Below are 20,811 nucleotides of genomic sequence, written 5' to 3'. Positions count from 1 at the left end.
ACCTACAGGGGTTGGTAGGGGTCGTGGCTCTCGTGGTCGACGGCACCGTCGGCGTCGCGTACGTCGGAGGCGTCGCGCGGGGTGACGCGCGATTCGCCGGGCCGCTCGGGTGGCGGCTGGTGTTCGAGGGCGGAGTCGTCAGGCACGACGGGACGCTCAGGCATTCATCGCCCATGGGCTATGGATCATGGACTCATGCTCGGTGAGCCGGGTGGCCTTAGCTATCCGGCGGATACGTCAAAATTCACGATGCGTTGTCGAGGGATTCGTCCTCGGCGAACACACCGGCCTCCACCGCCTTGACCGCGAGCGCGGTCCGGCTGCTCACCTTCAGCTTGCGCATCGCCGCGCGTAGCTGCTGGTCCACCGTGGCCGGCGACTTGGCCAGGATCCGGCTGATCTCCCGGTTCGTCTTGCCGGCGACGACCAGTTGGACCACGTCGAGCTCGCGGGGGGAGAGCTGGTCCCCGTACCCGCGTCGGCCGCCGCGCCACAGTCGCGGGACCTCGGCGCCGTGTTCGCGAAGCCGCTGCGCGACACGGTCCGCGTCGCCGCGGGCGCCGAGCCGGAACAGCCGCTCGTACTGTGCCGCCAGCAGCTCGCCGCCCTGCTCGGTCCGGCCCTGCGCGATGATCGCCTCGGCTTGGCGCTCGCGGGCGCGCATCGCGTCGTAGGGGCGTGGCAACGCGCTCCAGGCACGCGCCGCGCGGTCGTACGCCGTCGCCGCGCGGGCGTGGTCCCCGGTCGCGGCGAGCAGCAGGGCACGACACACGGCGAGCGCGGCGCGCGGCGCGGGCGCCGTACGGCCCCGCAGTCCTCTGGCGAACTGGTCGGCCAGGCGTGTCGCGGCCGTCAGGTCACCGGCGGCGAGGTGCGCCTCGATCCGGGCGGGGACGAGGTCCGTCGCCCAGACCCAGACGCCCTTTCGCCGGACGGTCTCCATCGGCTCGTTCGTGATCCGCAGGGCCCGGCCGCTGTTGCCGTCCGTCAGCCACAGCCTGGCCAACGCCGCGGCGGCCTCCATCGTGTCGTCGGCCGCGCCGAGACGGGCCGACTCCTCGAGGACGAGCCGGAACTGCTCCTCCGCGACCCGCCGCCGTCCGGCTGCGGCCGCCAGGCGGGCGGCGAGGCGAATGCTGCCCAGGTAGTGTGCCGGCCGGTCCCGGTCGGCGTCGGCGAGTGCCGCGCTCGCCTCCGTGAGGCCGTCCCACCGACCGGTGAGCCACGCCAGGTTGGCCTGTTCGAGTCGGACGTTGTGCTGCAACCGGGACGCCTGCTCGACCTCGGCGAGGCTCATGGCCACGTCGAGGTGTTCCTCGGCGTCGGCGTACCGACCCCAGATCAGCGCGCCGGTGCCGACATTCGTGTGGATGCGGGCCACGTCGAGACGCTCTGCCGAGGTCGTGCCACCGAGGGGCAGGTCGGCGACGACCTCCCAGGCCTCCTCCTCGCCCAGCATGAGCAACGCCGCGGCGCGGTTCCCGGCCAGGTTCAGCCTCTCGGCGGGGGAGTCGATCTGGGCGGTGAGGTCGGCGGCGCGATCGAGCCATCGCCGGTGGGTGGACGCCGGCCACGGTCCCGCGTAGGCCCAGCCGAGATAGGTCATCGCCCGGGCCGCCTCGACCGGGTCGTGGTCGAGGTTGGCGACCGCCTGCTCCAGCTCGCGAAGGGCCGCCTGCGCCTCACCCCCGGTGATGAGAAGGCGACCCAGGGGGTTACGGATCTCGGCCTGTTGCCGTGCGGAGAGGCCGGGGGTCTCCAGCACCGAGCGCAGGGTACGGATCACCCGGTGGTGGACCTGGTCGACCTCTTCCCGGCGGCCCAGGGCGGCGACTCCGGCGATGCGGGCGACCCGCGCCCGGTCCACCGGCGGCAGCACGGCCCACGACAGCAGGTCGACAAGCATGTCGACCGCCTTGGTGTGGTCGCCGGAGGCGATCGCCAACTCGGCGCCCTGTTCGGCGTACCGCGCCCAGGAGGAGGTCTCGCCGGCCTCTCGGAAGTGGTGGGCGAGGCGCGCCACGGGCGGCGGGTGGAGGTGCTCCAGGGCGCGCCCGGCCAGCAGGTGGACGTGTCTGCGGTCGGTCAGCGGGATCGACTCGTAGACCGCGGTGGCGGCCAGCACGTGCCGGAAGCGCCATCTGCCGCGGTCGTCTCCGTCCAGGACACCGGCGCTGGCCGCCTCCGCGATGGCGGCCCGGCACTCGATCGGCGACAGGCCCGCGGTCATCGCGATCGTCGCGGCGGAGGAACGTTCCGCCAACGTCGCCGCGGCGCGCAACGCCTGCTGCGCCGTGGGCGACAGGCGGCTCACCCGCTCCCGGGTGGAGTCGCGCACCGTCGGTGGCACCTGTAGCTCGCGCAACTTCAGCCGGACCCACTGGCCGTCACGGAAGACGAGATCGGCCCGATCGCACATGAGACGTACCGACTCTTCCAGCGCCAGCGGGACGCCGCCGGTCCGTTCGTGCATGAACGTCGCGAACTCCTGCGAGATCGGATTGCCGTCCAGCATGGAGGACACCAGCGCCGCCGTGTCGTCGGGTCGCATGGGCGCGAGGGCGATCCTCAGCTGCGTCACGCCAGCGGGCAGGCGGGACGTCAGCCGCAGCAGCAGCGATCCGTCGCCGACCTCCTCGGGCCGGTAGGAGATGACGAGGCTCGGACCGTCCGAGTGCTGTCGGGAGATGACGAAGAGCAGGAACTCCAGCGTCACCTCGTCGGCCCAGTGCGCGTCCTCGAGGACGAGGACGTCGACCCGCAGCGCCCGCAGCAGCTCGTCCAGGGCACGGAACAGTCGATGCCGGGCCGCCTTCGCGTCCTCCAGGGGCGGCAGCGCGGGCGGCAGGCTCGCGGACCATTCGGGGAACAGGGGCCGGAGCGCGCCCGCGAGCGCGGTGAGCCGCAGTTGCGACACCGGACTGTCGATCCCCCGGAACGCGTCGACGATCGGCCCCAACGTGAGCGACTCGCGCAGCGGTGGGCACACCGACACCAGCGCGGTGCGCCGGGCCGGGGCGGAGTGCCACTCGCGTAGCAGCCGGCTCTTGCCGATGCCCGCCTCGCCCTCCACCAGCACGATCGCCGGTGGCCGGGCCAGGGCGCCCCGGAGTGCCGCCAGCTCCCGGTCACGACCCACGAAGCGCGGGGTGGAGACGGTTGGTGCGGTCCCGTCGTCCTCGTTTGCGGGGTCGAGCATGCGTGATGATCTCGCTTTTCGGTGCGTGGACACAAGACCGTCACCGCCGGTGGTCCCGGGCGACCTTGCGGAAATCATCTTAGTCATTAAGATAACCGCATGGGCATATCGACGGACTTCTCGGTAGCTATCGCCGGCGGCGGCCTCTCCGGTCTCTGCCTCGCCCAGTACCTGACGCGAGCGGGCATCGACGCGCACGTCTACGAGCGGGACCCCGGCCCCTTCGTCCGGCGACAGGGCTACCGGATCATCCTCGACCGGTATGGGTTGGCGGCGTTGCGCGAGAGCCTGCCCCGTCCGCTGTACAACCTGGCGCTGGCCACCGGCGACGAGCCCGGCGGACACCTCCGCTTCACCGACAGCCGACTCCGGGACGCGTTCGCCATCGCCTTCAAGGACGAGCCGTACGCGACCCGCCAGGTCGATCGGTTGACGCTGCGCTCGATCCTGCAGACCGGGCTCGACGGGCGGATCCACTACGGCAAGGAGGCCGTCGCGGTGGACAGCGGCGGCCCGGCTGGGCTGCGCCTGCGGTTCTCCGACGGCGGGGCCGTCGCGGCGACGGTCGTCGTGGGCGCGGACGGCGTGGGCTCGGCGCTGCGGGCGCAGCTCATGCCCGACGCGGCCCCGGCGAGCGCGCCGATGGCGGGCATCTACGGCCGGTCACCCCTGCGCCGCAACGGGGAGAGCATGATCCCGGACGCGCTGCGCGACAGCGGCGTCCTGGCCATCGCCGATCGACCCGGCCTCGCCTTCTTCTTCACCTCCATGCGGTTCGGCGAGCGGCCACGGGAGGCGTTCGCGCGGCTGGCCCCGGGCAGCTACGCGCCCACCGGCGACGACTACGTGATGTGGGGACTGCTGCTACCCCGGGAGGAGGTGCCCGTCGGCGTCCGCGGCGACCTGCTGGCGCTCTGGCGACTGGCCGCCGGAATGAGCACGGGCTTCCACCCGCTCATCCGACGGCTGGTCGCCACGGCCGAGTTGGATGCCACTGTGCTCAACCTCTTCGCCACCGGCCGACGCCCGCAGCGGTGGGCGGTGCCCCGGGCGACGATGATGGGCGACGCCGTACACGTCATGCCGCCGTTCGGCGCCCACGGCGGCAACACCGCGCTCCGCGACGCGGCCCTGCTCGGCCGCAGGCTGCTCGAGGCCCGGGCGACCGGTCGGGCGGTGGAGGAGGCGATCGCCGCCTATCAGGACGAGATGGTGCCCTACGCCTTCCGCGCCGTCGACAGCGCCGGCCGGCTGATGCGCCGTCTCACCGGGGGCGCGACCGCACCACACTGGGTGTTGACCCGCCTGTTACCTCGGCTGCACCGGGTGACCGTGCCGGAGGCATGATTGCGGGCATGTCCCAGGTGCCGGCCCGTGCGTCCGCGATCGCCGACCTCATGCGCGCCGGGCGGGAGATGTCCCGACTCTCCATGGTGTTCCGATACGCCATCGCGGATCGGCTGGGCCTGACCGTGAGTGACCTGGAGTGTCTGGACCACCTGGCGGACGTCGGGTCGGCTACCGCGGGGCAGGTCGCCGAGCGGACCAACCTCACCACCGGGGCGGTGACCAGCATGCTGCGCCGGCTCCAGCAGGCGGGTTACGTGACGGCCGAGCGTGACCCGGCGGATCGACGGCGGGTGATCGTCACCCTGCGCCCGGAGCGGATGGCCGAGCTGACGCGGCCGTACGAGCGGTTCGCCGAGGGGGCCGAACGGCTCGTCGAGGGCTACAGCGTCGAGGAGGTCACGCTGCTGGTCCGGCACTACGACCGGATGCAGGCGATGTACCTCGCCGAGTTGGACCACCTCCGCCGCCTGCCCTGACGCCACGGTGCGCGCTGCGGTTGATCGCAGCGCGCACCGTGCCCGTTCCGCCGAACGCATGAGCACCGGTGGCCTACTGCTCGGTGGACGCCGTGACCTTGAGTTGCGTGACGAGCAGCAGAGTGTCGGCGTTGAGCCAGTAGTCGGTGATGAGGCCACGCCTGATGCGCAGCGTGTCCGTGCCGGTGAAGCGGACCGGGGTGCCGGGCGCGGCGGTCGCGCCCGGGAAGCCTCCGCCGTACGTGCCGTTGGCGACCCATCGCACGACCACGTGGTCACCGTCGATGATCGGGCCGACCTCGACGGTGAAGTGCAGGTCGGGGAAGGCGGACCGGATCTGGCCGACCAGGTCGGCCATGCCGCGCGGACCCTTGACGGCGCTGCCGTCGCCGCCGTCGAGCAGCGCGGCCCGGACCCGGACGTCCGGGGAGATGATGCGCTCGGCCAGCGTGTAGTCGCCGTTCCAGAGCTGAACCCAGGCGCGGGTTACCTGCTGCGCCTGACCGGCGCTGCCGTGCTGGTCGGGCTGCTGGTGGGCGAAGGCCTTGCCGCCAGCCGAAGCGGGTACGGCGCTGGCGAGCGCGGAACCGCCGATCAGAAGGGTGGCGATGGTGGCTGCGCGGAGATGCTTCACGATGACTCCTCAGGTGGGTAACACTCGTTCGCTTCCGTTACACCATATAACTGAAGTAATCTGATGTCAACGCGAAGGGGAGGTATGGCATGGCGGACCAGGCCCGTACGGCCGGTGGGCAGTCGGCGGAGTCGCTCGTCGGGCCGCGCGAGCGCTATCGGCGGCAGGTCCAGGACGAGGTACGCGCACACGCGTGGAAGCAGCTCGCCGAGGCTGGCGCGGCAGGGCTGTCGCTCAAGGCCATCGCCAAGCAGATGGGGATCACCGCACCGGCTCTCTACCGGTACTTCGCCAGTCGCGACGACCTGCTCACCGAGCTGATCCTTGCCGCCTACCGCGACCTGGCACAGGTGGTCGAGGTCGCCGCCGGCACCGGCGGGGCCCCACGCGACCGGCTGACCGCGATCGCGACGGTGATCCGTGACTGGGCCCGGCGCGATCCGCACCGCTACCTGCTGCTGTACGGGACGCCGGTGCCGGGCTACGCCGCTCCGGCCGAGGCCACCGAACTCGCCCGCCGCATCTTCGCCCCCGTCCGAGATGCCTTCTCGCACGGGGGCGACGATCAGTCGATGCACCGATCGCTGACCTTCTGGACCCGCGTGCACGGGGTGATCAGCCTGGAGGTCGCCGGACACTTCACCGGCATGCCGTTCGACCCGGCGGGCCTCTTCGCCGCGGAGGTCCGGTCCACCCTCGGCGACCTACCCTGAGGTGGGCCGCCGCCTCCGCAGGGGCGACACCGGACGGCGGGGGCGCGGTCAGGTCGCGGAGGGCCGTGGGTAGCCGATCTCGTACGAGATCTGGTTGGCGGTCTCCAGGAGCAGCGGCAGATTGCCCTTCAGCTCGTCGAGGCTCGCGATGACCTCGATCGCCGTGATCGAGGCGGCGGCGATGACCTGCCCTCGGGAATCCCTGATCGGTGCGGCCACGCACATCACGTAGGTGTCGTGCTCACCGTTGTCCACGGCCCAGCCGCGTTCCTGGATGTCGGCGAGTTCGGCGTCGAGCGCGCCGCGGTCGGCGAAGGTGGTGTCGGTGAACCTCTCGAAGACGACGTGCGACAGCAGCCGCTCGCGATCATCGAGGGGCAGGTACGCCAGGATCGTCTTGCCCACGGCGCTCGCGTAGATCGACACCGCGCGCCCGACCCGGGACGGGAGCTTGACGGCGTCGAACGCCGGGCTGTCCACCTTGTCGATATAGATGATCTCGTCACCGGTCAGCTGCGCGAGGTGCACGGTGTGGCCGGTCTCGCGTTGCAGCGCACGCAGGTGCGCGGCGGCCGGCTGGCGCAGGTCCATCGAGCCGAGCGCGAGGTCCGCCAGCTCGATCAGCCCGCTGCCGAGCACGTAGGCGCCCGCGCCGGTACGGCGGACGAAGCGCGCGGACTCCAGGGTGTGCAGTATCCGTAGGGCGGTCGACTTGTGCACGCCGAGCACGTCCGCGGCCTCCGTCAGGGACAGTGGACGTTCGGCCGATCGACGGATGAGGTCGATCGCGCGGCGGATCGATTGCGCCACGGCTCTGTCTCCCCTCGCACGGCGCGGCATCGCCGCGTTGCATCATGTGCAATGTAGATGACGCGATGCGCAATCGCCACTTGACAACGTTGCACATGTCGCTACGATCGTTGCAATTTATGAGCTTGACTCCGACTTGTAACGGTGGAGCGACGATGGGTAAGCGGTGCGCTCGGATCGGCCTCGCCGGGGCGACGAATTGACGGCGACCGACGTGCCCTCGCGTTCCGGGATGACCGGCGAACCCCGACGCGAGGACTGGGTCGGCACCGCCGCCGAGGCGTTGCCCGACGACGCGGGCAGCGTCCTGATCGGCCGGATCTGGGATCCGTCCGTCGGCGGCCCCACACCCGTGGTCGTCCGCGACGGTGAGGTCATCGACCTGAGCCACCGGTTCGCGACCGTCCGGGACATCTGCGAGCTGCCCGACCCCGCCGCGACCGTGGTCGGGCTCGACGGCGCGCGGGTGGGGGACTTCGGGGAGATCCTGGCCAACACGGCGGTCACGACCCGCGACCGCGACCGGCCCTGGCTGCTGGCCCCGGTCGACCTCCACGCGCTCAAGGCCGCCGGGGTGACCTTCCCCATCTCGATGATCGAACGGGTCATCGAGGAGCGGGCCCGCGGCGACCTGGCGCTCGCGGCGGACATCCGGCAACGGATGTTCGCCGACATCGGCGTCGACCTGCACCACCTGGAACCCGGCTCGGCCGAGGCGGACCGGCTCAAGGACCTGCTGGTCGCCGAGGGCATGTGGAGCCAGTACCTGGAGGTGGGGATCGGTCCGGACGCCGAGATCTTCACCAAGGGGCAGATCCTCTCCGCCGTCGGCACCGCCGTCGACGTCGGCGTGCTCGCCGCGTCCACCTGGAACAACCCGGAACCCGAGATCACGCTCATCGTCCAGTCCAGCGGCCGGATCGTCGGCGCGACCCTGGGCAACGACGTGAACCTGCGCGACATCGAGGGCCGGTCCGCGCTGTTGCTTCCCCTGGCGAAGGACAACAACGCCTCCTGCGCCCTCGGCCCCCTGATCCGGCTCTTCGACGACCGGTTCGGCATGGAACGGGTGCGCGAACTCGCGGTCCGCCTGGAAGTCCGCGGCGTGGATGGCTTCGGGCTGGAGGCGGTGTCGGAGATGACGCACATGTCGCGCGACCCGGAGGACCTGGTGCGGCAGCTCATCGGCCCGCACCACCACTACCCCGACGGTGCCGCCCTGATGCTCGGCACCATGTTCGCGCCCATCCAGGACCGGGGCAGCCCCGGTGAGGGCTTCACCCACAAGGTCGACGACGTGGTACGGATCAGCTGCCCGGCACTCGGCACCCTGGTCAACCGGGTGCGGCACGCCCAGGAGTGCGAGCCCTGGAACTTCGGCATCCGTGACCTCATGGGCAACCTGGCAAGGAGAGGACTGCTGTGAACATGGTCAGCACGGTCGATCCGCGCGACGGCCAGCGCCGCGCGACGGATCTCACCGAGACCGACGAGTCGAGGGTGGACGTGATCGCCGGCCAGGCGTCCCGGGCGGCGCGCTGGTTGGCCGACCTGGGGAGGCGCGGCCGGGCGGAACTGCTGGACGCGATCGCCGCCTCCCTCCAGGCCCGCCGGGCCGACCTGGTCGCGGCCGCCGAGGCGGAGACCGGGCTGGCCCACGCGCGGCTGGACTCGGAACTCACCCGGGCCGCGGTTCAATTCCAGATGTTCGGCGACGTGCTCCGCGACGGGGCGTACGTCGAGGCCGCCATCGACCACGCCGCCGACACGCCGCTCGGGCCCGGCCCGGACGTGCGGCGGATGCTCGTACCCCTCGGGCCGGTCGCCGTCTTCGGTGCCAGCAACTTCCCGTTCGCCTTCTCGGTCGCGGGCGGTGACACGGCCGCCGCGCTCGCCGCCGGCTGCCCCACCGTCCTGAAGGCCCACCCGTCCCATCCGCTGACCTCGCACGCGTCCGCCGCCGCGATCGAGGCGGCCGTCCGCGACCTCGGCGGGCCCGATGGCGTCATCGGGGTCGTGTACGGGGAGCAGGCTGGCCGCTGGCTGGTGCGGCACACCGCGATCCGTGCGGCCGCCCTCACGGGCTCGGTCAACGCCGCCCGTGCCATCCAGGCGGCCATCGACGAGCGACCCGATCCCATTCCCCTGTACGCCGAACTGAGCAGCGTGAACCCGATCGTCGTGCTGCCTGGCGCGGCCGCCGACCGGGCCGAGGGGATCGCCGAGGGCCTGTTCGCCTCCTTCACCGCCTCCGGTGGCCAGCTCTGCACCAAGCCGGGCCTCGCGTTCGTGCCCGCCGGTCGGGGCGGTGACCAGCTCGTCGACGGTCTGCGCGAGAGGGTCGCCGGCTCGGGCGGCGCGATCCTGCTCAACGAGCGCATCCGGGACGCGTACGAGATCCGGGCGGCCGAGTTCGAGCGGGCCGGGGCCCGGGTCTCGGCGCAGCCGCGGGTCCAGCCCGGCGCGGGCTTCGCCGTCGCGCCGAGGCTCCTGGAGGTCGACCTGCCGAAGCTGACCGCCGAGATCGCCGACGAGTGTTTCGGGCCGCTCATGATCGTGGTCCGGTACGACGACACCGCCGACCTCGACGCCGCGCTGCACGCCGTCCCACCGTCGCTGACCGGCTCCGTCCACCGTGGCCCGCAGGACGACGCCGACGTGGTCCGTGGGTTGGTCGACGTGCTCTCCGCCCGCGCGGGTCGCATCGTCTTCGACGGCTATCCCACCGGTGTCCGGGTGTCCTGGGCCCAGCACCACGGTGGGCCCTGGCCGTCGACGAACGCCGTGCACACGTCGGTGGGCGCGACGTCGATCCGACGGTTTCTCCGGCCGCTGGCATGGCAGGACGCGCCGGTCTGGGTGCTTCCCGAGGAGTTGCGCGACGAGTACACCGCGATTGTGCGGCGCATCGACGGGAGGTTGACGGCAGCGGTCGAATAATTGCGTCGACGGTCTCTCGGGTGCATTCTGGCGGCACCCGCTGCTGACGCGTGGATTCTTTTGCGGAAATGAGCGGACCGGGAACCCGCGCGCCAATTCGACCGGCGATCACCGCGTTTTCCTCGGGCGCAATTGTGTCGGTCCTGGCCGGACCGTCGACGCGATTCTCCGTACTCCCTGTGGTGGGGAATCCCCGGCCGCGCGCCCCCGGGGTGAAGCCGGGGGTGCGCGGCCGGGGTGTCCTACGGGGTCACGTCGGTGACGCGCAGCCGCAGCATGGTCCACGACGCGGGCGCGAGAGTCAGGCGGACGCCGAGGTCGCTCGCCTGGACCGTGTCGTTGGGGCGCGGTTCGGCGTGGTCCGGGCCGTCGGCGGTGTTCTTGGCATCGAGGTCGACGCCACCCACGGTGACGCACTCGACGATCTCGCCCACCTGGGCGCCGGCGAGGTCGACGGTCACCTCGGCCGGGGTGTCGACGACCCGGTTGACGAGGAACACGGTCATCTCCGCGGCGCTGTCGTCCCAGGTGGAGACCGCGTCGACCGCGTCGATGACGCCGTAGCGGTCGGTGGTCGTGGTGCTGCCGTCCCGCAGTACGTCAAGCACGACGCCCCGGGCGTGCCGGGCCGTGCGGGCGAACGGGTGGAAGATGGTCTGCCGCCAGGCCGGGCCTCCCGGCTCGGTCATGATCGGCGCGATGACGTTTACCAGTTGGGCCTGGCACGCCGCGGTCACCCGGTCGCTGTGCCGCAGCAGGCTGATGAGCAGGCCACCGACGACGACGGCGTCGGCCACGCTGTAGTGGTCCTCCAGCAGCGGCGGCGCGACCGGCCAGTCCTCGCCGCTGGGCGGCGTGGACGGCGCCGCCGACTGGTACCACACGTTCCACTCGTCGAACGCGATCATGATCTTCCGGGTGGACCGGCGGATCGCGCCCACCGAGTCCGCGATGGCCGTGACGGCGTCGATGTACCTGTCCATGTCCTCGGCCGAGGCGAGGAAGCTGGGCAGGTCGTCGTCGACCGGCTGGTAGTAGGCGTGCAGCGAGATCAGGTCGACGTCGTCGTACGCCTCGGTCAGCACGTCGCGCTCCCAGCTCCCGAAGGTCGGCATGCCGAGATGGGACGAGCCGCAGGCGACCAGTTCGAGGTCGGGATCGAAGCGTCGCATCGCCTTCGCGGTCTGCGCCGCGAGTCGCCCGTACTCGGTCGCGCTCCGCTGGCCCACCTGCCAGGGGCCGTCCATCTCGTTGCCCAGGCACCACAGCCGGATCCCGTAGGGGTCGGCGGCGCCGTTGTCGCGGCGCTGGTCGGCGAGGTGGCTCCCCGCGCGGTGGTTGGCGTATTCCAGCAGGTCGACGGCCTCGGCGGTGCCGCGGGTGCCGAGGTTCACCGCCATGATGGGATCGACGTCCGCCTTGCCGACCCAGCGCATGAACTCGTCCAGCCCGAAGGCGTTGGTCTCCAGGCTGTGCCAGGCGAGGTCGAGACGGGCCGGTCGTTTCTCGACCGGGCCGACGCCGTCCTCCCAGCGGTAGGAGGACACGAAGTTGCCGCCCGGGTAGCGGACCGTCGTGACGCCCAGCTCGCGGACGAGCGCGAGGACGTCGCCCCGGAAGCCGTCCGCGTCGGCGCTCGGGTGGTCGGGCTCGTAGATTCCGCCGTAGACACAGCGGCCCAGGTGCTCCACGAACGAGCCGAAGATCCGGCGCGGCACCGGTGCGACACGTCGCCGCGGGTCCAGGAGCAGGCGTGCGGTGTTCACGACTGCCCTCCCGGCTGGATCGGACGAGGCCGGACGGGCGAGGCGGCGCGGTGGGGGAGTGGGGGCGGCGCTGCGTCGAGGTGGGTGTTCAGGGCGGGCTCCTCTCGGAGGAGGCCTCCGACGTCGGGATCCGTGTCGCGGCGCCGGGGACCCGGGGGGTGGTGGGTCGGTGCGAGCTCTGGACATCGCCATGATCATCGATTACGTTCGCGATCGATGTAAACGTTACCGATCATGCTCCCCGGAGGGAACACCGCGTTCCGGAATGGCGCCTGACGGAGAGTGCCGTCCCGTTGTCAACGGGTAGATCCCGTGCGCGAATTGGCGCGGCTTTGCACCCCGGGAAGTCCACCTTGCACAATCCCGTCAGGACCCGCTTCCCGGTGCTCGCGCGGGAATGAATGGGTCTTGTGTTCGCAATCTCGGTCGGTTACGTTGGCAACATCCTGGAAACGTAACCGATAACGATTGCAGTCCAGAGAGAGCGGCATGATCGAAGCGAATGCGCCGGTAACAATGAGTGATGTCGCCCGGATCGCCGGCGTTTCCACCGCCACCGTTTCGCGCGTCGTCAACGGGCACTACGGCGTCAGCGCCCGCACGATCGCTCAGGTCCGCACCGCGATCGAACAGCTCGGCTACGAGTCGAGCCTGGTGGCCTCGAGCCTGCGGCGCAGCCGCACCAACGTCCTCGGCCTCGTGGCGCACAGCTTCCAGTCGTACACGGCAGAGGTGCTCAAGGGGGTCATGAAGGCGCTCAGCCGCTCCGGCTTCGACCTCATCATCTACGCCAACAGCGACCTCTACGGGTCCTACTCGGAGGGCTGGGAGCAGCGGCACCTGACCCGCCTGTCGGGCACCCTCACCGACGGATGCATCGTCGTCACGCCCTGGGGTGAGATGCGCAGCCGTACGCCGATCGTGGCCATCGACCCGGTGCGGGGCTCGACGGGGCCCTCGGTCATGGCCGACAACCTCGCCGGCGCCACCACCGCGGTCGCGCATCTGCTCGACCTGGGCCACCGACGCGTCGGGTTCATCGCCGGGCGGGACAGCCTCGCCTCGGCGTGGTCCCGGGAGGAGGGCTACCGGGCGGCTCTCGCCGCCGCCGGTGTCGCGGTCGACCCGACGTTGATCGGCCGGGGGGACTTCAATCCCGAGTCGGCCGTTCCGTTGGCGCGCGCCCTGTTGCAACGGGCGGACCGCCCGTCGGCGATCTTCGCGGCGAGCGACGGGATGGCCCTCAAGGTCCTGGAGGTCGCCAGGGAGCTGGGGCTCTCCGTCCCACGGGACCTGTCCGTCGTCGGCTTCGACAACATTCCCGAGTCGGCGTCGACCGATCCGGGTCTGACGACGGTGGACCAGTCGATGTACCAGCTCGGGTACGAAGCCGCGCGGATGCTCAAGTCACTGGTGACCGGCGAGTGGGACGAGCCGCACCAGATAGTCCTGCCGACCAACCTCGTGGTCCGTGGCTCGACCGCAGCACCGGCGAGGGACTGAAGGAGGTGAAGACACCGCACGGCGAGATCCACCGATGGGTTGAGCTGGTCAGCGGGTCGCATCCGCTGCCGGCACAGGAAAGGAGTGGAGCGTGACAACCGAACATTATCACGGGCGCCTACGCCGGCTCGGCGTACGCCGGCTCTCGGCGGTGTTCAGCGCCGGAGTCGTCGCCATGGCGGCGGCCCTGATCGCGCCGCAACCGGCAGTGGCGGCGGACGCGCCCTGGCTGGACGTCTCCCCGGACCGGTACGCCTCGTTCACCGTCCCGGCCGCGTACGTCCAGGAGCACCTCGGCACCGTCTCGCAGGTGGTCGTCGAGGGCAACTTCGGCCCGTCCGCCACCTGGGCGGAATTCGGTCTGACCCGCCGCGGCGACGTGTGGTCCGGTGTGCTCGGCGCGCTGACGCCCGGGCTGTACCGCTACCAGGTGACCGCCGACGACACCAAGACCATCAAGGACCCGACCAACAACGCGGGAGTGGCGTCCGACCCGCTCCTGAGCACCTTCCTGGTCGCCGGCGAGTCGGCGCGCTGGCTGGCCGACGCGCCCGCCGGCAGCGGCGGCACGGTCGGGACGTTGACCTACCGGGTCCGCGCCGAGCAGCGCTCGGCCCTGGTCTGGACGCCACCCGGGTACGCGGCCAGAAAGCCGAAGGGCTACCCCACGCTGTTCCTGGAGTCGGGGGGCGGCGTGGCCACCACCGACTGGCTCGACCTCGGTCGCACGAAGCAGATCCTCGACAACCTCTCGGCGGCGGGCGCGATGCAGCCGATGGTCGTGGTGATCGCCGACGGCACGGACGACCGGGAGTTGAAGGATCTCCGCAAGGCGGTCGCCGACAACTACCGGGTTCTCCGCGATCCGTCGCACCAGGGGATCGCCGGTGTCGCCGACGGCGCGGCCCGGGCGGTCCGCGCGGCCGTCGCCACGCCCGGTCAGTTCGGCTCCGTCGGCTGGTTCTCGGGCACATCGGCCCCGACGCTCGACCGCCGGGACGCCACGGCGCTCAACCACCTCAAGCTGCTGCGCCTCTACACGGGGAACGTGACCGACCCGGCGTACAACACCACCTACCGGCTGACGAAGGCGTTGGACCGGGCCGGCGTCCGGTACGAGTTCGACGGGGTCAACCCGGACGGCGGCGGGAACTGGACCACCTGGCAGGAGAACCTCGTCGACTTCGTGCCACGCCTGTTCGGGCACGTGGCGGACCACGGGCCGAGCCCGGGCCACGGCCGGTTCACGGGCGAGTTCACGCCTCCGCCGGCCGGCACCACCCCGACGCCCTTCGTCACCGGGGACGGGTTCGTCACCTTCGAGACCACCACCGACTTCGCGGATGCCCAGCACGTCACGGTGTGGGCCAACATCGCGCCGGGCGGCAGTTGGTTGCGCGTGCCGCTGACGCGGGACGGCGACCGGTGGCGGGCGACCGTGGGGCCGCTGAAGCCCTGGTTCTACTACTACCGGCTGATCGTCGACCGGGTGCCGTTCAAGGACGTCTCGAACCCGACGAAGGTGACCACGGAGCCGATGTGGAGCACCTTCCTCGTCCCGGGCCCTGCGGCCCGACTGCTGACCGACGTGCCGGCCGGCCAGGGCGGCAAGGTCGAGAGCATGACCTACACCAGCACGGTGGCCGGCCAGGACCGCACCGCGCTGGTCTGGACCCCGCCCGGGTACGACCCGCAGCGGGCTCAGCCCTATCCCGTCCTGTACCTCCAACACGGTGGCGGGCAGAACTACACGGACTGGGTCGAGATGGGCCGGGCCAAGCAGATCCTCGACCACCAGTTCCTCGACGGTGACCTCACGCCCATGGTCGTCGTGATGGGCAACGGCAACTCGTCGAACTTCAACCGGGAGCTGTTGGAGAACATCGTGCCGACGGCCCGGTCCCGGTACCACGTCTCCAGCGACCCCTCCCAGCAGGCCCTCGCGGGGTTGTCGATGGGCGGTGGGCAGGCGTTCGGTGTGCTGAAGGCCTACCCGGGCCAGTTCGCCTACGTCGCGGCCTTCTCGGCCGGCTTCGGCAGCGGCACCGGCGTCGACGTCGCGGCCGTCAACAGCGGCACCAAGATGCTCCGGCTGTACGTCGGTGACCAGACCGACTTCGTGTACCCGAGCTTCATGGCCTCGCTGACCACGATGGACGCCCTCGGTATTCGCTACGAGTTCGACGGGGTCACCCCCGGACCACACGGCTGGGACGTGTGGCAGAAGAACCTCATCGACCTGGCGCCCCGTCTGTTCAAGCGCTAGGAGCCTGCCCAGGCGACGCCACCGGGAGCGGGGTCCCGCCGCCTCCGGTGGCGCCGCCGGCGCATGGATGTCCGTGCACCGCCACCATCCGAAGGGAACCATCTCAATGAAGAGAAGACGCATACTCGCCACGGTGGCCATGCTCGCGGCCGGGAGCGGCCTGGTCGCCTGCTCCTCGGATGACGGCGGCAGCGACGCGAGCAACTGCACGAACACCATCACCAAGCAGAACGTGCCGGTCGTGACGATGTGGGGCTGGTACCCCAACACCCAGCTCGTCGTCGACAACTTCAACAAGCTGCACGACGACGTGCAGGTCTGCTGGACCAACGTCGGTCAGGGCGGCGACGAGTACGACAAGTTCCAGACGGCCATCTCGGCGGGCACCGGGGCTCCCGACGTGATCATGGTCGAGGCGGACCGGATCCCGACCTTCCAGATCCAGGGCGCGCTCGTCGACATCAAGCAGTACGGCTACGACGCGGTCAAGGCCAACTACGGCGAGGGCGCCTGGAAGGACGTGTCGGTGGGCGACGCGGTCTACGGCGTCCCGGTCGACGGCGGCCCGATGGGCATGATCTACCGCAAGGACATCTTCGACAAGTACAAGATCACCCCGCCGAAGACGTGGGCCGAGTACGAGCAGGCCGCGCAGAAGGTGAAGGACGCGGGCGGCCCGTTGTTCGGGGACCTCGGCGCGAACGTCCCGGCCGTGATGATGTCGCTCCAGATCCAGAAGGGCGCGTCGCCCTTCACCTTCGATCCGGCCCAGCCGAAGTCGATCGGCGTGAAGCTCAACGACCAGGCGTCCAAGGACGTGCTGGACTACTGGGGTGGCCTCGCCAAGAAGGGCCTGGTCGGTACGCAGGACCAGTTCACCCCGGAGTACATCTCCGGTGTGATCAACGGGAACTACGCGACGTACATCTCGGCGGCGTGGGCACCGGGTTACCTCACCGGGGCGGGCGTCGGTAAGGGCCAGGACACCGGCAAGTTCGCGGTCGCTCCACTGCCGCAGTGGGATCCGACCAACCCGGTGCAGGTGAACTGGGGTGGGTCGGCCTTCTCGGTGACCAAGCAGGCGAAGAAGCCGGAGCTGGCGGCGAAGGCCGCCTACGGGCTTTACGCCGACAAGGAGTCGCTCACCGACGGCTGGACCAACCAGATCATCTTCCCGCTGAACCTCACGGCGCTCAAGGATCCCGCGTTCGTCGACCTGAAGGTGGCGTTCTTCAGCGGGCAGCAGGCGAACAAGGAGGTCTACCTGCCCGCCGCCGAGGCCTACAAGGGTATGTCCTACGCGCCCTTCGGCCAGTACTACCTGGACGCCATGACGAAGCAGATCAGCGAGGTCATCAAGGGCTCGATCAGCGGCTCGCAGGCGGCCGACAAGCTCCAGGACGACGTGGCGAAGTACGCCAAGGAGCAGGGCTTCACCGTTCAGTGACCGCTCCGGGTGGGTCGTGCCGGCGGTGGCCGGCCGGCCCACCCACGACCTACCGCGTCCACGCCCTTCGGAGACCACAGATGACAGTACTGACCGAGAAGCGCACACCGCGTCCGCCGAGCGAGACGCGCAAGATCCGTGGCAAGGTGCACCTCCGCGAGCACCTGATGGGGTGGCTCTTCGTCGGGCCCTTCGCGATCGTCTTCCTGGCGTTCCTCATCGCGCCCCTGGTGTACGCGCTGTACCTCAGCCTTTTTCAGAAGAAGCTGATCGGCGGCACCAGCTTCGTCCTCTTCGACAACTACGTGAAGGCGTTCACCGACCCGAGCTTCCTGTCCGGAGCCTGGTTCGTCATCCGCTTCTCGCTCGTCTCCATCCCGTTGCAGATCGTCCTGGCGCTCGTGATGGCTCTCATCCTGGACGCCGTGACGACGCTGTTCGCGCGTTTCTCCCGCCTCATGATCTTTCTTCCGTACGCGATCCCCACCGTCATCGGGGCCGTGATGTGGGGGTTCCTCTACAGCAAGGGCTTCGGCCCGCTCACCGACATCTTCGGGCTGTTCGGTGCCACCGCGCCCGACTTCCTGGGCAGCGACCTGATCTTCTACGGCCTGCTCAACGTCGTCACCTGGCAGTGGGCCGGCTACTACATGATCATCCTGTACGCGGCGTTGCAGGGCATCGACCCGACGCTCTACGAGGCCGCCCGGATGGACGGCGCCGGACGGTGGCAGACCGCGACGCGTATCAAGATCCCGCTGATCGCGCCCGCGCTGATCCTGATCCTGGTCTTCTCGCTCATCGGCACCCTGCAGTTCTTCAACGAGCCGCAGATCCTGCGTTACCTCGCCGCGGGCACGATCGGGGCCGACTTCACCCCCAACATGTACGCATACCAGCAGGCGTTCTCGCTCGCCAACTTCAACTACGGGTCGGCGATCTCGTTCGCGCTCGGCGGCATCGTCTTCATCTGCGTGTACGCCTTCCTGTTCTTCACCCGCAAGCGGAGGAGCTTCCTCTAGATGGCCGACCACACCAGCGTCCGCGCCGGCGTCCGCCGGCCGCAGCGCTACCTTCCCCTGCAGATCCTCCTCGGCTTCATGGTGATCTACTTCCTGATCCCGTTCTGGTGGGTCGTCGTCAACAGCTCCAAGGACGCGCCGGGCCTGTTCGGGGGCGGCAACACCCTGTGGTTCTCCGACCAGATCGACTACGTCGGCAACCTCCGGCAGCTCTTCACCTACGACGGTGGCATCTATCTGCGGTGGATCCTCAACTCCACGCTGTACGCCATCGCCGGCGGAGTCGGCGCGACGGTCCTGGCGGTGATGGCCGGCTACGGATTCGCCAAGTACCGGTTCGCCGCGCGGCGTTTCAGCTTCGCCGTCGTGCTGGGCGCGCTCATGGTGCCGGCCACGGCCCTGGTCATCCCGACCTTCATCATGTTCTCCCGGCTCGGCCTGACGAACACGGTCTGGGCGGTGATCCTGCCGTCGCTGCTCAACCCGTTCGGCGTCTACCTGATGCACGTGTACGCGCGCGACGCGGTACCGGACGAGCTGCTCGACGCGGCGCGGGTCGACGGCGCGGGGGAGGTACGCACGTTCCTACAGATCGCGCTTCCGCTGATGCGTCCCGCGGTGGTCACCGTGCTGCTCCTGTCCGCCGTGGCGTCCTGGAACAACTACTTCCTGCCGCTGGCCATGCTCTCGGACAACCGGCTGTTCCCGGTGACCGTCGGTCTCGGCCTCTGGCAGGGGATCGCCTCGGCGAACAACTCGGGCGGCACCTCGCTGTGGAGCCTCATCATCCTGGGCTCACTGGTGTCCGTGATCCCACTGGTCATCGCGTTCTTCAGCCTCCAACGGCACTGGCGCGGCGGCCTCTCCGTCGGGGGCCTTCGCTAGATCGCGCCGAGCGATCTTGAGGCATGACAGAAAGGTGTGCTGATGTCGACGACAGATCGACCGCTGCGCAGCGCGCAGTGGTTCGGCGCCGAGGGCCGCAACGGGTTCATCCACCGGTCCTGGATGCGCAACCAGGGATTCGCGGACGACGTCTTCGACGGTCGCCCGGTGATCGGCATCGCCACCACCTGGTCGGAGCTGACCCCCTGCAACGCCCACCTGCGCGACCTGGCCGAGTCGGTGAAGCGCGGCGTGTGGGAGAGCGGCGGCCTGCCGCTGGAGTTCCCGGCCATGAGCCTGGGCGAGCCCCTCATGCGTCCCACGACCATGCTCTACCGCAACCTGCTCGCGATGGAGCTGGAGGAGTCCGTCCGCGCCAACCCCCTCGACGGGGTGGTCCTGCTCTCCGGCTGTGACAAGACCACTCCGGGCCTACTGATGGGGGCGGCGAGCGTCGACCTGCCGACGCTCATGCTGACCGGCGGGCCGATGCTCAACGGCAAGTTCCGGGGCCAGGACATCGGCTCGGGCACGGTCGTCTGGCGTTTCACCGAGGAGATGCGGGCCGGCCGGATGAGCGCCGCCGACTGCGCCGAGGCGGAGGTCGGCATGTCCCGCAGCCGGGGCCACTGCATGACCATGGGGACCGCCTCCACCATGGCCTGCGTGACCGAGGCGCTGGGCGTGCAGCTACCGGGGGCCGCCGCCGTACCCGCCGTCGACTCCCGGCGGTACGCGCTCGCGCAGGCCGCCGGGCGGCGGATCGTCGCCATGGTGGGCGAGGACCAGCGGCTGTCCTCGGTGCTCACCCGTGAGGCGTTCGAGAACGCCATCCGGGTCAACGCCGCGATCGGTGGCTCCACGAACGCCGTCGTGCACCTGCTCGCGATCGCCGGACGCCTCGGCGTGCCCCTGTCGCTGGAGGACTTCGACACCCTCACCGCCGACGTTCCGCTGCTGGTCAACCTCATGCCGTCCGGGGCGTACCTGATGGAGGACTTCGCCTACGCGGGCGGCCTTCCGGTGGTGATGAAGGAGCTCGCGCCGCTGCTGCACACCGAGCACGTCACGGTCAGTGGCAGGAGCGTGGCCGAGAACGTCGACGGCGCGCAGTGCTGGAACTCCGAGGTCATCGCCACCATGAAGGAGCCGTTCCAGGCCGCCGGCTCGGGCACCGTGGTGCTGCGCGGGTCGCTGGCGCCGTCCGGAGCGGTGCTGAAGGTCTCCGCCGCCACCCCCCACCTCCTCACGCACACCGGTCCGGCGCTCGTCTTCGACCGGATCGAGGAGTACGTCGTCGCCGCCGACGACCCGGACCTCGACGTCACACCGGACACGGTGATCGTCGTTCGCAACGCCGGCCCGCGTGGCTACCCCGGCTTCCCGGAGGTGGGCAACGTGCCCATGCCCCGCCGGCTGCTCACCGAGGGCATCACCGACATGGTGCGGATCTCGGACGCGCGCATGAGCGGCACCGGCTACGGCACGTGCGTCCTGCATGTGGCGCCGGAGGCGTCCGTGGGCGGTCCCCTCGCGCTGGTGCGCACCGGCGACCTGGTCCAGCTCGACGTCGCCACCCGCCGCCTCGGCCTCCTGGTCGACGAGGCGGAACTCGCCGAGCGTCGCTCCGCCTGGAAGCCGCCGCCGCCGGTGGCCGACCGGGGTTGGGTACGGCTGTACAGCGAGCACGTCCTCCAGGCCGACAGTGGGGCCGACCTCGACTTCCTGGTCGGTGGCAGCGGCAGTGACGTGCCCCGTCACTCACACTGACGGACGAGGAAACGACTCATGGAAGAACGG

16 protein-coding genes are annotated in these 20,811 nt (G+C 70.3%); 11 read left to right on the top strand and 5 right to left on the bottom strand.

All coding sequences use genetic code 11. The annotated features are described in order from the left end of the window. Positions 1–2: 2 nt before the first annotated feature. Positions 3–146 (bottom strand): hypothetical protein, encoded by a 144-nt coding sequence (locus ACQP0N_RS20880; protein ID WP_355047888.1) that lies wholly within the window; start codon positions 144–146, stop codon positions 3–5. A 98-nt stretch (positions 147–244) separates the two neighbouring features. Continuing rightward, positions 245–3,199 carry a helix-turn-helix transcriptional regulator gene (locus ACQP0N_RS20875; RefSeq protein WP_433113302.1) on the bottom strand — a complete coding sequence of 985 codons (2,955 nt, stop codon included), beginning with the start codon at positions 3,197–3,199 and terminating at the stop codon, positions 245–247. A gap of 99 nt (positions 3,200–3,298) precedes the next feature. Between ACQP0N_RS20875 and ACQP0N_RS20870 the strand changes: the two genes are divergently transcribed. Next, positions 3,299–4,546: an FAD-dependent oxidoreductase gene (locus ACQP0N_RS20870; protein WP_433113299.1), complete on the top strand. Its 1,248-nt coding sequence runs from the start codon at positions 3,299–3,301 to the stop codon at positions 4,544–4,546. 8 nt (positions 4,547–4,554) lie between these two features. Further along, positions 4,555–5,025 (top strand): MarR family winged helix-turn-helix transcriptional regulator, encoded by a 471-nt coding sequence (locus tag ACQP0N_RS20865; RefSeq protein ID WP_433113296.1) that lies wholly within the window; start codon positions 4,555–4,557, stop codon positions 5,023–5,025. Between the two features lie 73 nt (positions 5,026–5,098). Here the strand turns inward: ACQP0N_RS20865 and ACQP0N_RS20860 are convergent, their stop codons facing one another. Beyond that, entirely contained in the window at positions 5,099–5,659 is a 561-nt protein-coding gene (locus ACQP0N_RS20860; RefSeq protein ID WP_433113293.1) for an ester cyclase, read from the bottom strand. An 89-nt stretch (positions 5,660–5,748) separates the two neighbouring features. On the opposite strand from ACQP0N_RS20860, the gene ACQP0N_RS20855 reads away from it, so the two are divergent. Continuing rightward, positions 5,749–6,372, top strand: a complete 624-nt coding sequence (locus ACQP0N_RS20855; RefSeq protein WP_433113290.1) for a TetR/AcrR family transcriptional regulator — start codon at positions 5,749–5,751, stop codon at positions 6,370–6,372. A gap of 48 nt (positions 6,373–6,420) precedes the next feature. Here the strand turns inward: ACQP0N_RS20855 and ACQP0N_RS20850 are convergent, their stop codons facing one another. Further along, positions 6,421–7,182 (bottom strand): IclR family transcriptional regulator, encoded by a 762-nt coding sequence (locus ACQP0N_RS20850; RefSeq protein ID WP_433113287.1) that lies wholly within the window; start codon positions 7,180–7,182, stop codon positions 6,421–6,423. A 232-nt stretch (positions 7,183–7,414) separates the two neighbouring features. Here ACQP0N_RS20850 and ACQP0N_RS20845 point away from each other — a divergent pair, with 232 nt between their 5' ends. Together ACQP0N_RS20845 and ACQP0N_RS20840 are read left to right on the top strand one after the other, a co-directional pair. Further along, complete coding sequence (locus tag ACQP0N_RS20845; RefSeq protein WP_433113284.1) at positions 7,415–8,608, top strand: fumarylacetoacetate hydrolase family protein; 1,194 nt, start codon at positions 7,415–7,417, stop codon at positions 8,606–8,608. A gap of 2 nt (positions 8,609–8,610) precedes the next feature. Then, positions 8,611–10,122 carry an aldehyde dehydrogenase family protein gene (locus tag ACQP0N_RS20840; protein ID WP_433121722.1) on the top strand — a complete coding sequence of 504 codons (1,512 nt, stop codon included), beginning with the start codon at positions 8,611–8,613 and terminating at the stop codon, positions 10,120–10,122. A 242-nt stretch (positions 10,123–10,364) separates the two neighbouring features. Here the strand turns inward: ACQP0N_RS20840 and ACQP0N_RS20835 are convergent, their stop codons facing one another. Continuing rightward, positions 10,365–11,888, bottom strand: a complete 1,524-nt coding sequence (locus tag ACQP0N_RS20835) for an alpha-N-arabinofuranosidase (protein ID WP_433113281.1) — start codon at positions 11,886–11,888, stop codon at positions 10,365–10,367. A gap of 489 nt (positions 11,889–12,377) precedes the next feature. Here ACQP0N_RS20835 and ACQP0N_RS20830 point away from each other — a divergent pair, with 489 nt between their 5' ends. From ACQP0N_RS20830 to ACQP0N_RS20805, 6 genes are all read left to right on the top strand, one after another. After that, complete coding sequence (locus ACQP0N_RS20830) at positions 12,378–13,391, top strand: LacI family DNA-binding transcriptional regulator (RefSeq protein ID WP_355047898.1); 1,014 nt, start codon at positions 12,378–12,380, stop codon at positions 13,389–13,391. A gap of 91 nt (positions 13,392–13,482) precedes the next feature. Further along, a complete protein-coding gene (locus ACQP0N_RS20825; protein ID WP_433113278.1) occupies positions 13,483–15,657 on the top strand; it encodes an alpha/beta hydrolase in 2,175 nt (724 codons plus the stop codon). A gap of 106 nt (positions 15,658–15,763) precedes the next feature. Beyond that, on the top strand, positions 15,764–17,104 hold the full coding sequence (locus tag ACQP0N_RS20820) for an ABC transporter substrate-binding protein (RefSeq protein ID WP_433113276.1): 1,341 nt from the start codon (positions 15,764–15,766) through the stop codon (positions 17,102–17,104). Between the two features lie 80 nt (positions 17,105–17,184). Next, positions 17,185–18,126, top strand: coding sequence for a carbohydrate ABC transporter permease (locus ACQP0N_RS20815; protein ID WP_433113273.1), 942 nt, complete (start codon positions 17,185–17,187; stop codon positions 18,124–18,126). Further along, entirely contained in the window at positions 18,127–19,011 is an 885-nt protein-coding gene (locus ACQP0N_RS20810) for a carbohydrate ABC transporter permease (protein WP_433113270.1), read from the top strand. It abuts the gene before it with no gap. Between the two features lie 42 nt (positions 19,012–19,053). Further along, complete coding sequence (locus ACQP0N_RS20805; protein WP_433113267.1) at positions 19,054–20,781, top strand: IlvD/Edd family dehydratase; 1,728 nt, start codon at positions 19,054–19,056, stop codon at positions 20,779–20,781. Positions 20,782–20,811 lie beyond the last annotated feature (30 nt).

This window comes from Micromonospora sp. CA-246542 (genome assembly GCF_050942905.1).
GTDB lineage: Bacteria > Actinomycetota > Actinomycetes > Mycobacteriales > Micromonosporaceae > Micromonospora.
This window is presented reverse-complemented; position numbering and strand designations above follow the sequence as displayed.

Excerpts from the sequence above, each read along its gene's own strand:
- ACQP0N_RS20875 (WP_433113302.1), bottom strand. The coding sequence starts at position 3,199 with ATGCTCGACCCCGCAAACGAGGACGACGGGACCGCACCAACCGTCTCC.
- ACQP0N_RS20855 (WP_433113290.1), top strand. The coding sequence starts at position 5,749 with ATGGCGGACCAGGCCCGTACGGCCGGTGGGCAGTCGGCGGAGTCGCTC.
- ACQP0N_RS20830 (WP_355047898.1), top strand. The coding sequence starts at position 12,378 with ATGATCGAAGCGAATGCGCCGGTAACAATGAGTGATGTCGCCCGGATC.
- ACQP0N_RS20805 (WP_433113267.1), top strand. The coding sequence starts at position 19,054 with ATGTCGACGACAGATCGACCGCTGCGCAGCGCGCAGTGGTTCGGCGCC.
- ACQP0N_RS20865 (WP_433113296.1), top strand. The coding sequence starts at position 4,555 with ATGTCCCAGGTGCCGGCCCGTGCGTCCGCGATCGCCGACCTCATGCGC.
- ACQP0N_RS20815 (WP_433113273.1), top strand. The coding sequence starts at position 17,185 with ATGACAGTACTGACCGAGAAGCGCACACCGCGTCCGCCGAGCGAGACG.
- ACQP0N_RS20810 (WP_433113270.1), top strand. The coding sequence starts at position 18,127 with ATGGCCGACCACACCAGCGTCCGCGCCGGCGTCCGCCGGCCGCAGCGC.
- ACQP0N_RS20845 (WP_433113284.1), top strand. The coding sequence starts at position 7,415 with ATGACCGGCGAACCCCGACGCGAGGACTGGGTCGGCACCGCCGCCGAG.
- ACQP0N_RS20820 (WP_433113276.1), top strand. The coding sequence starts at position 15,764 with ATGAAGAGAAGACGCATACTCGCCACGGTGGCCATGCTCGCGGCCGGG.
- ACQP0N_RS20870 (WP_433113299.1), top strand. The coding sequence starts at position 3,299 with ATGGGCATATCGACGGACTTCTCGGTAGCTATCGCCGGCGGCGGCCTC.
- ACQP0N_RS20840 (WP_433121722.1), top strand. The coding sequence starts at position 8,611 with ATGGTCAGCACGGTCGATCCGCGCGACGGCCAGCGCCGCGCGACGGAT.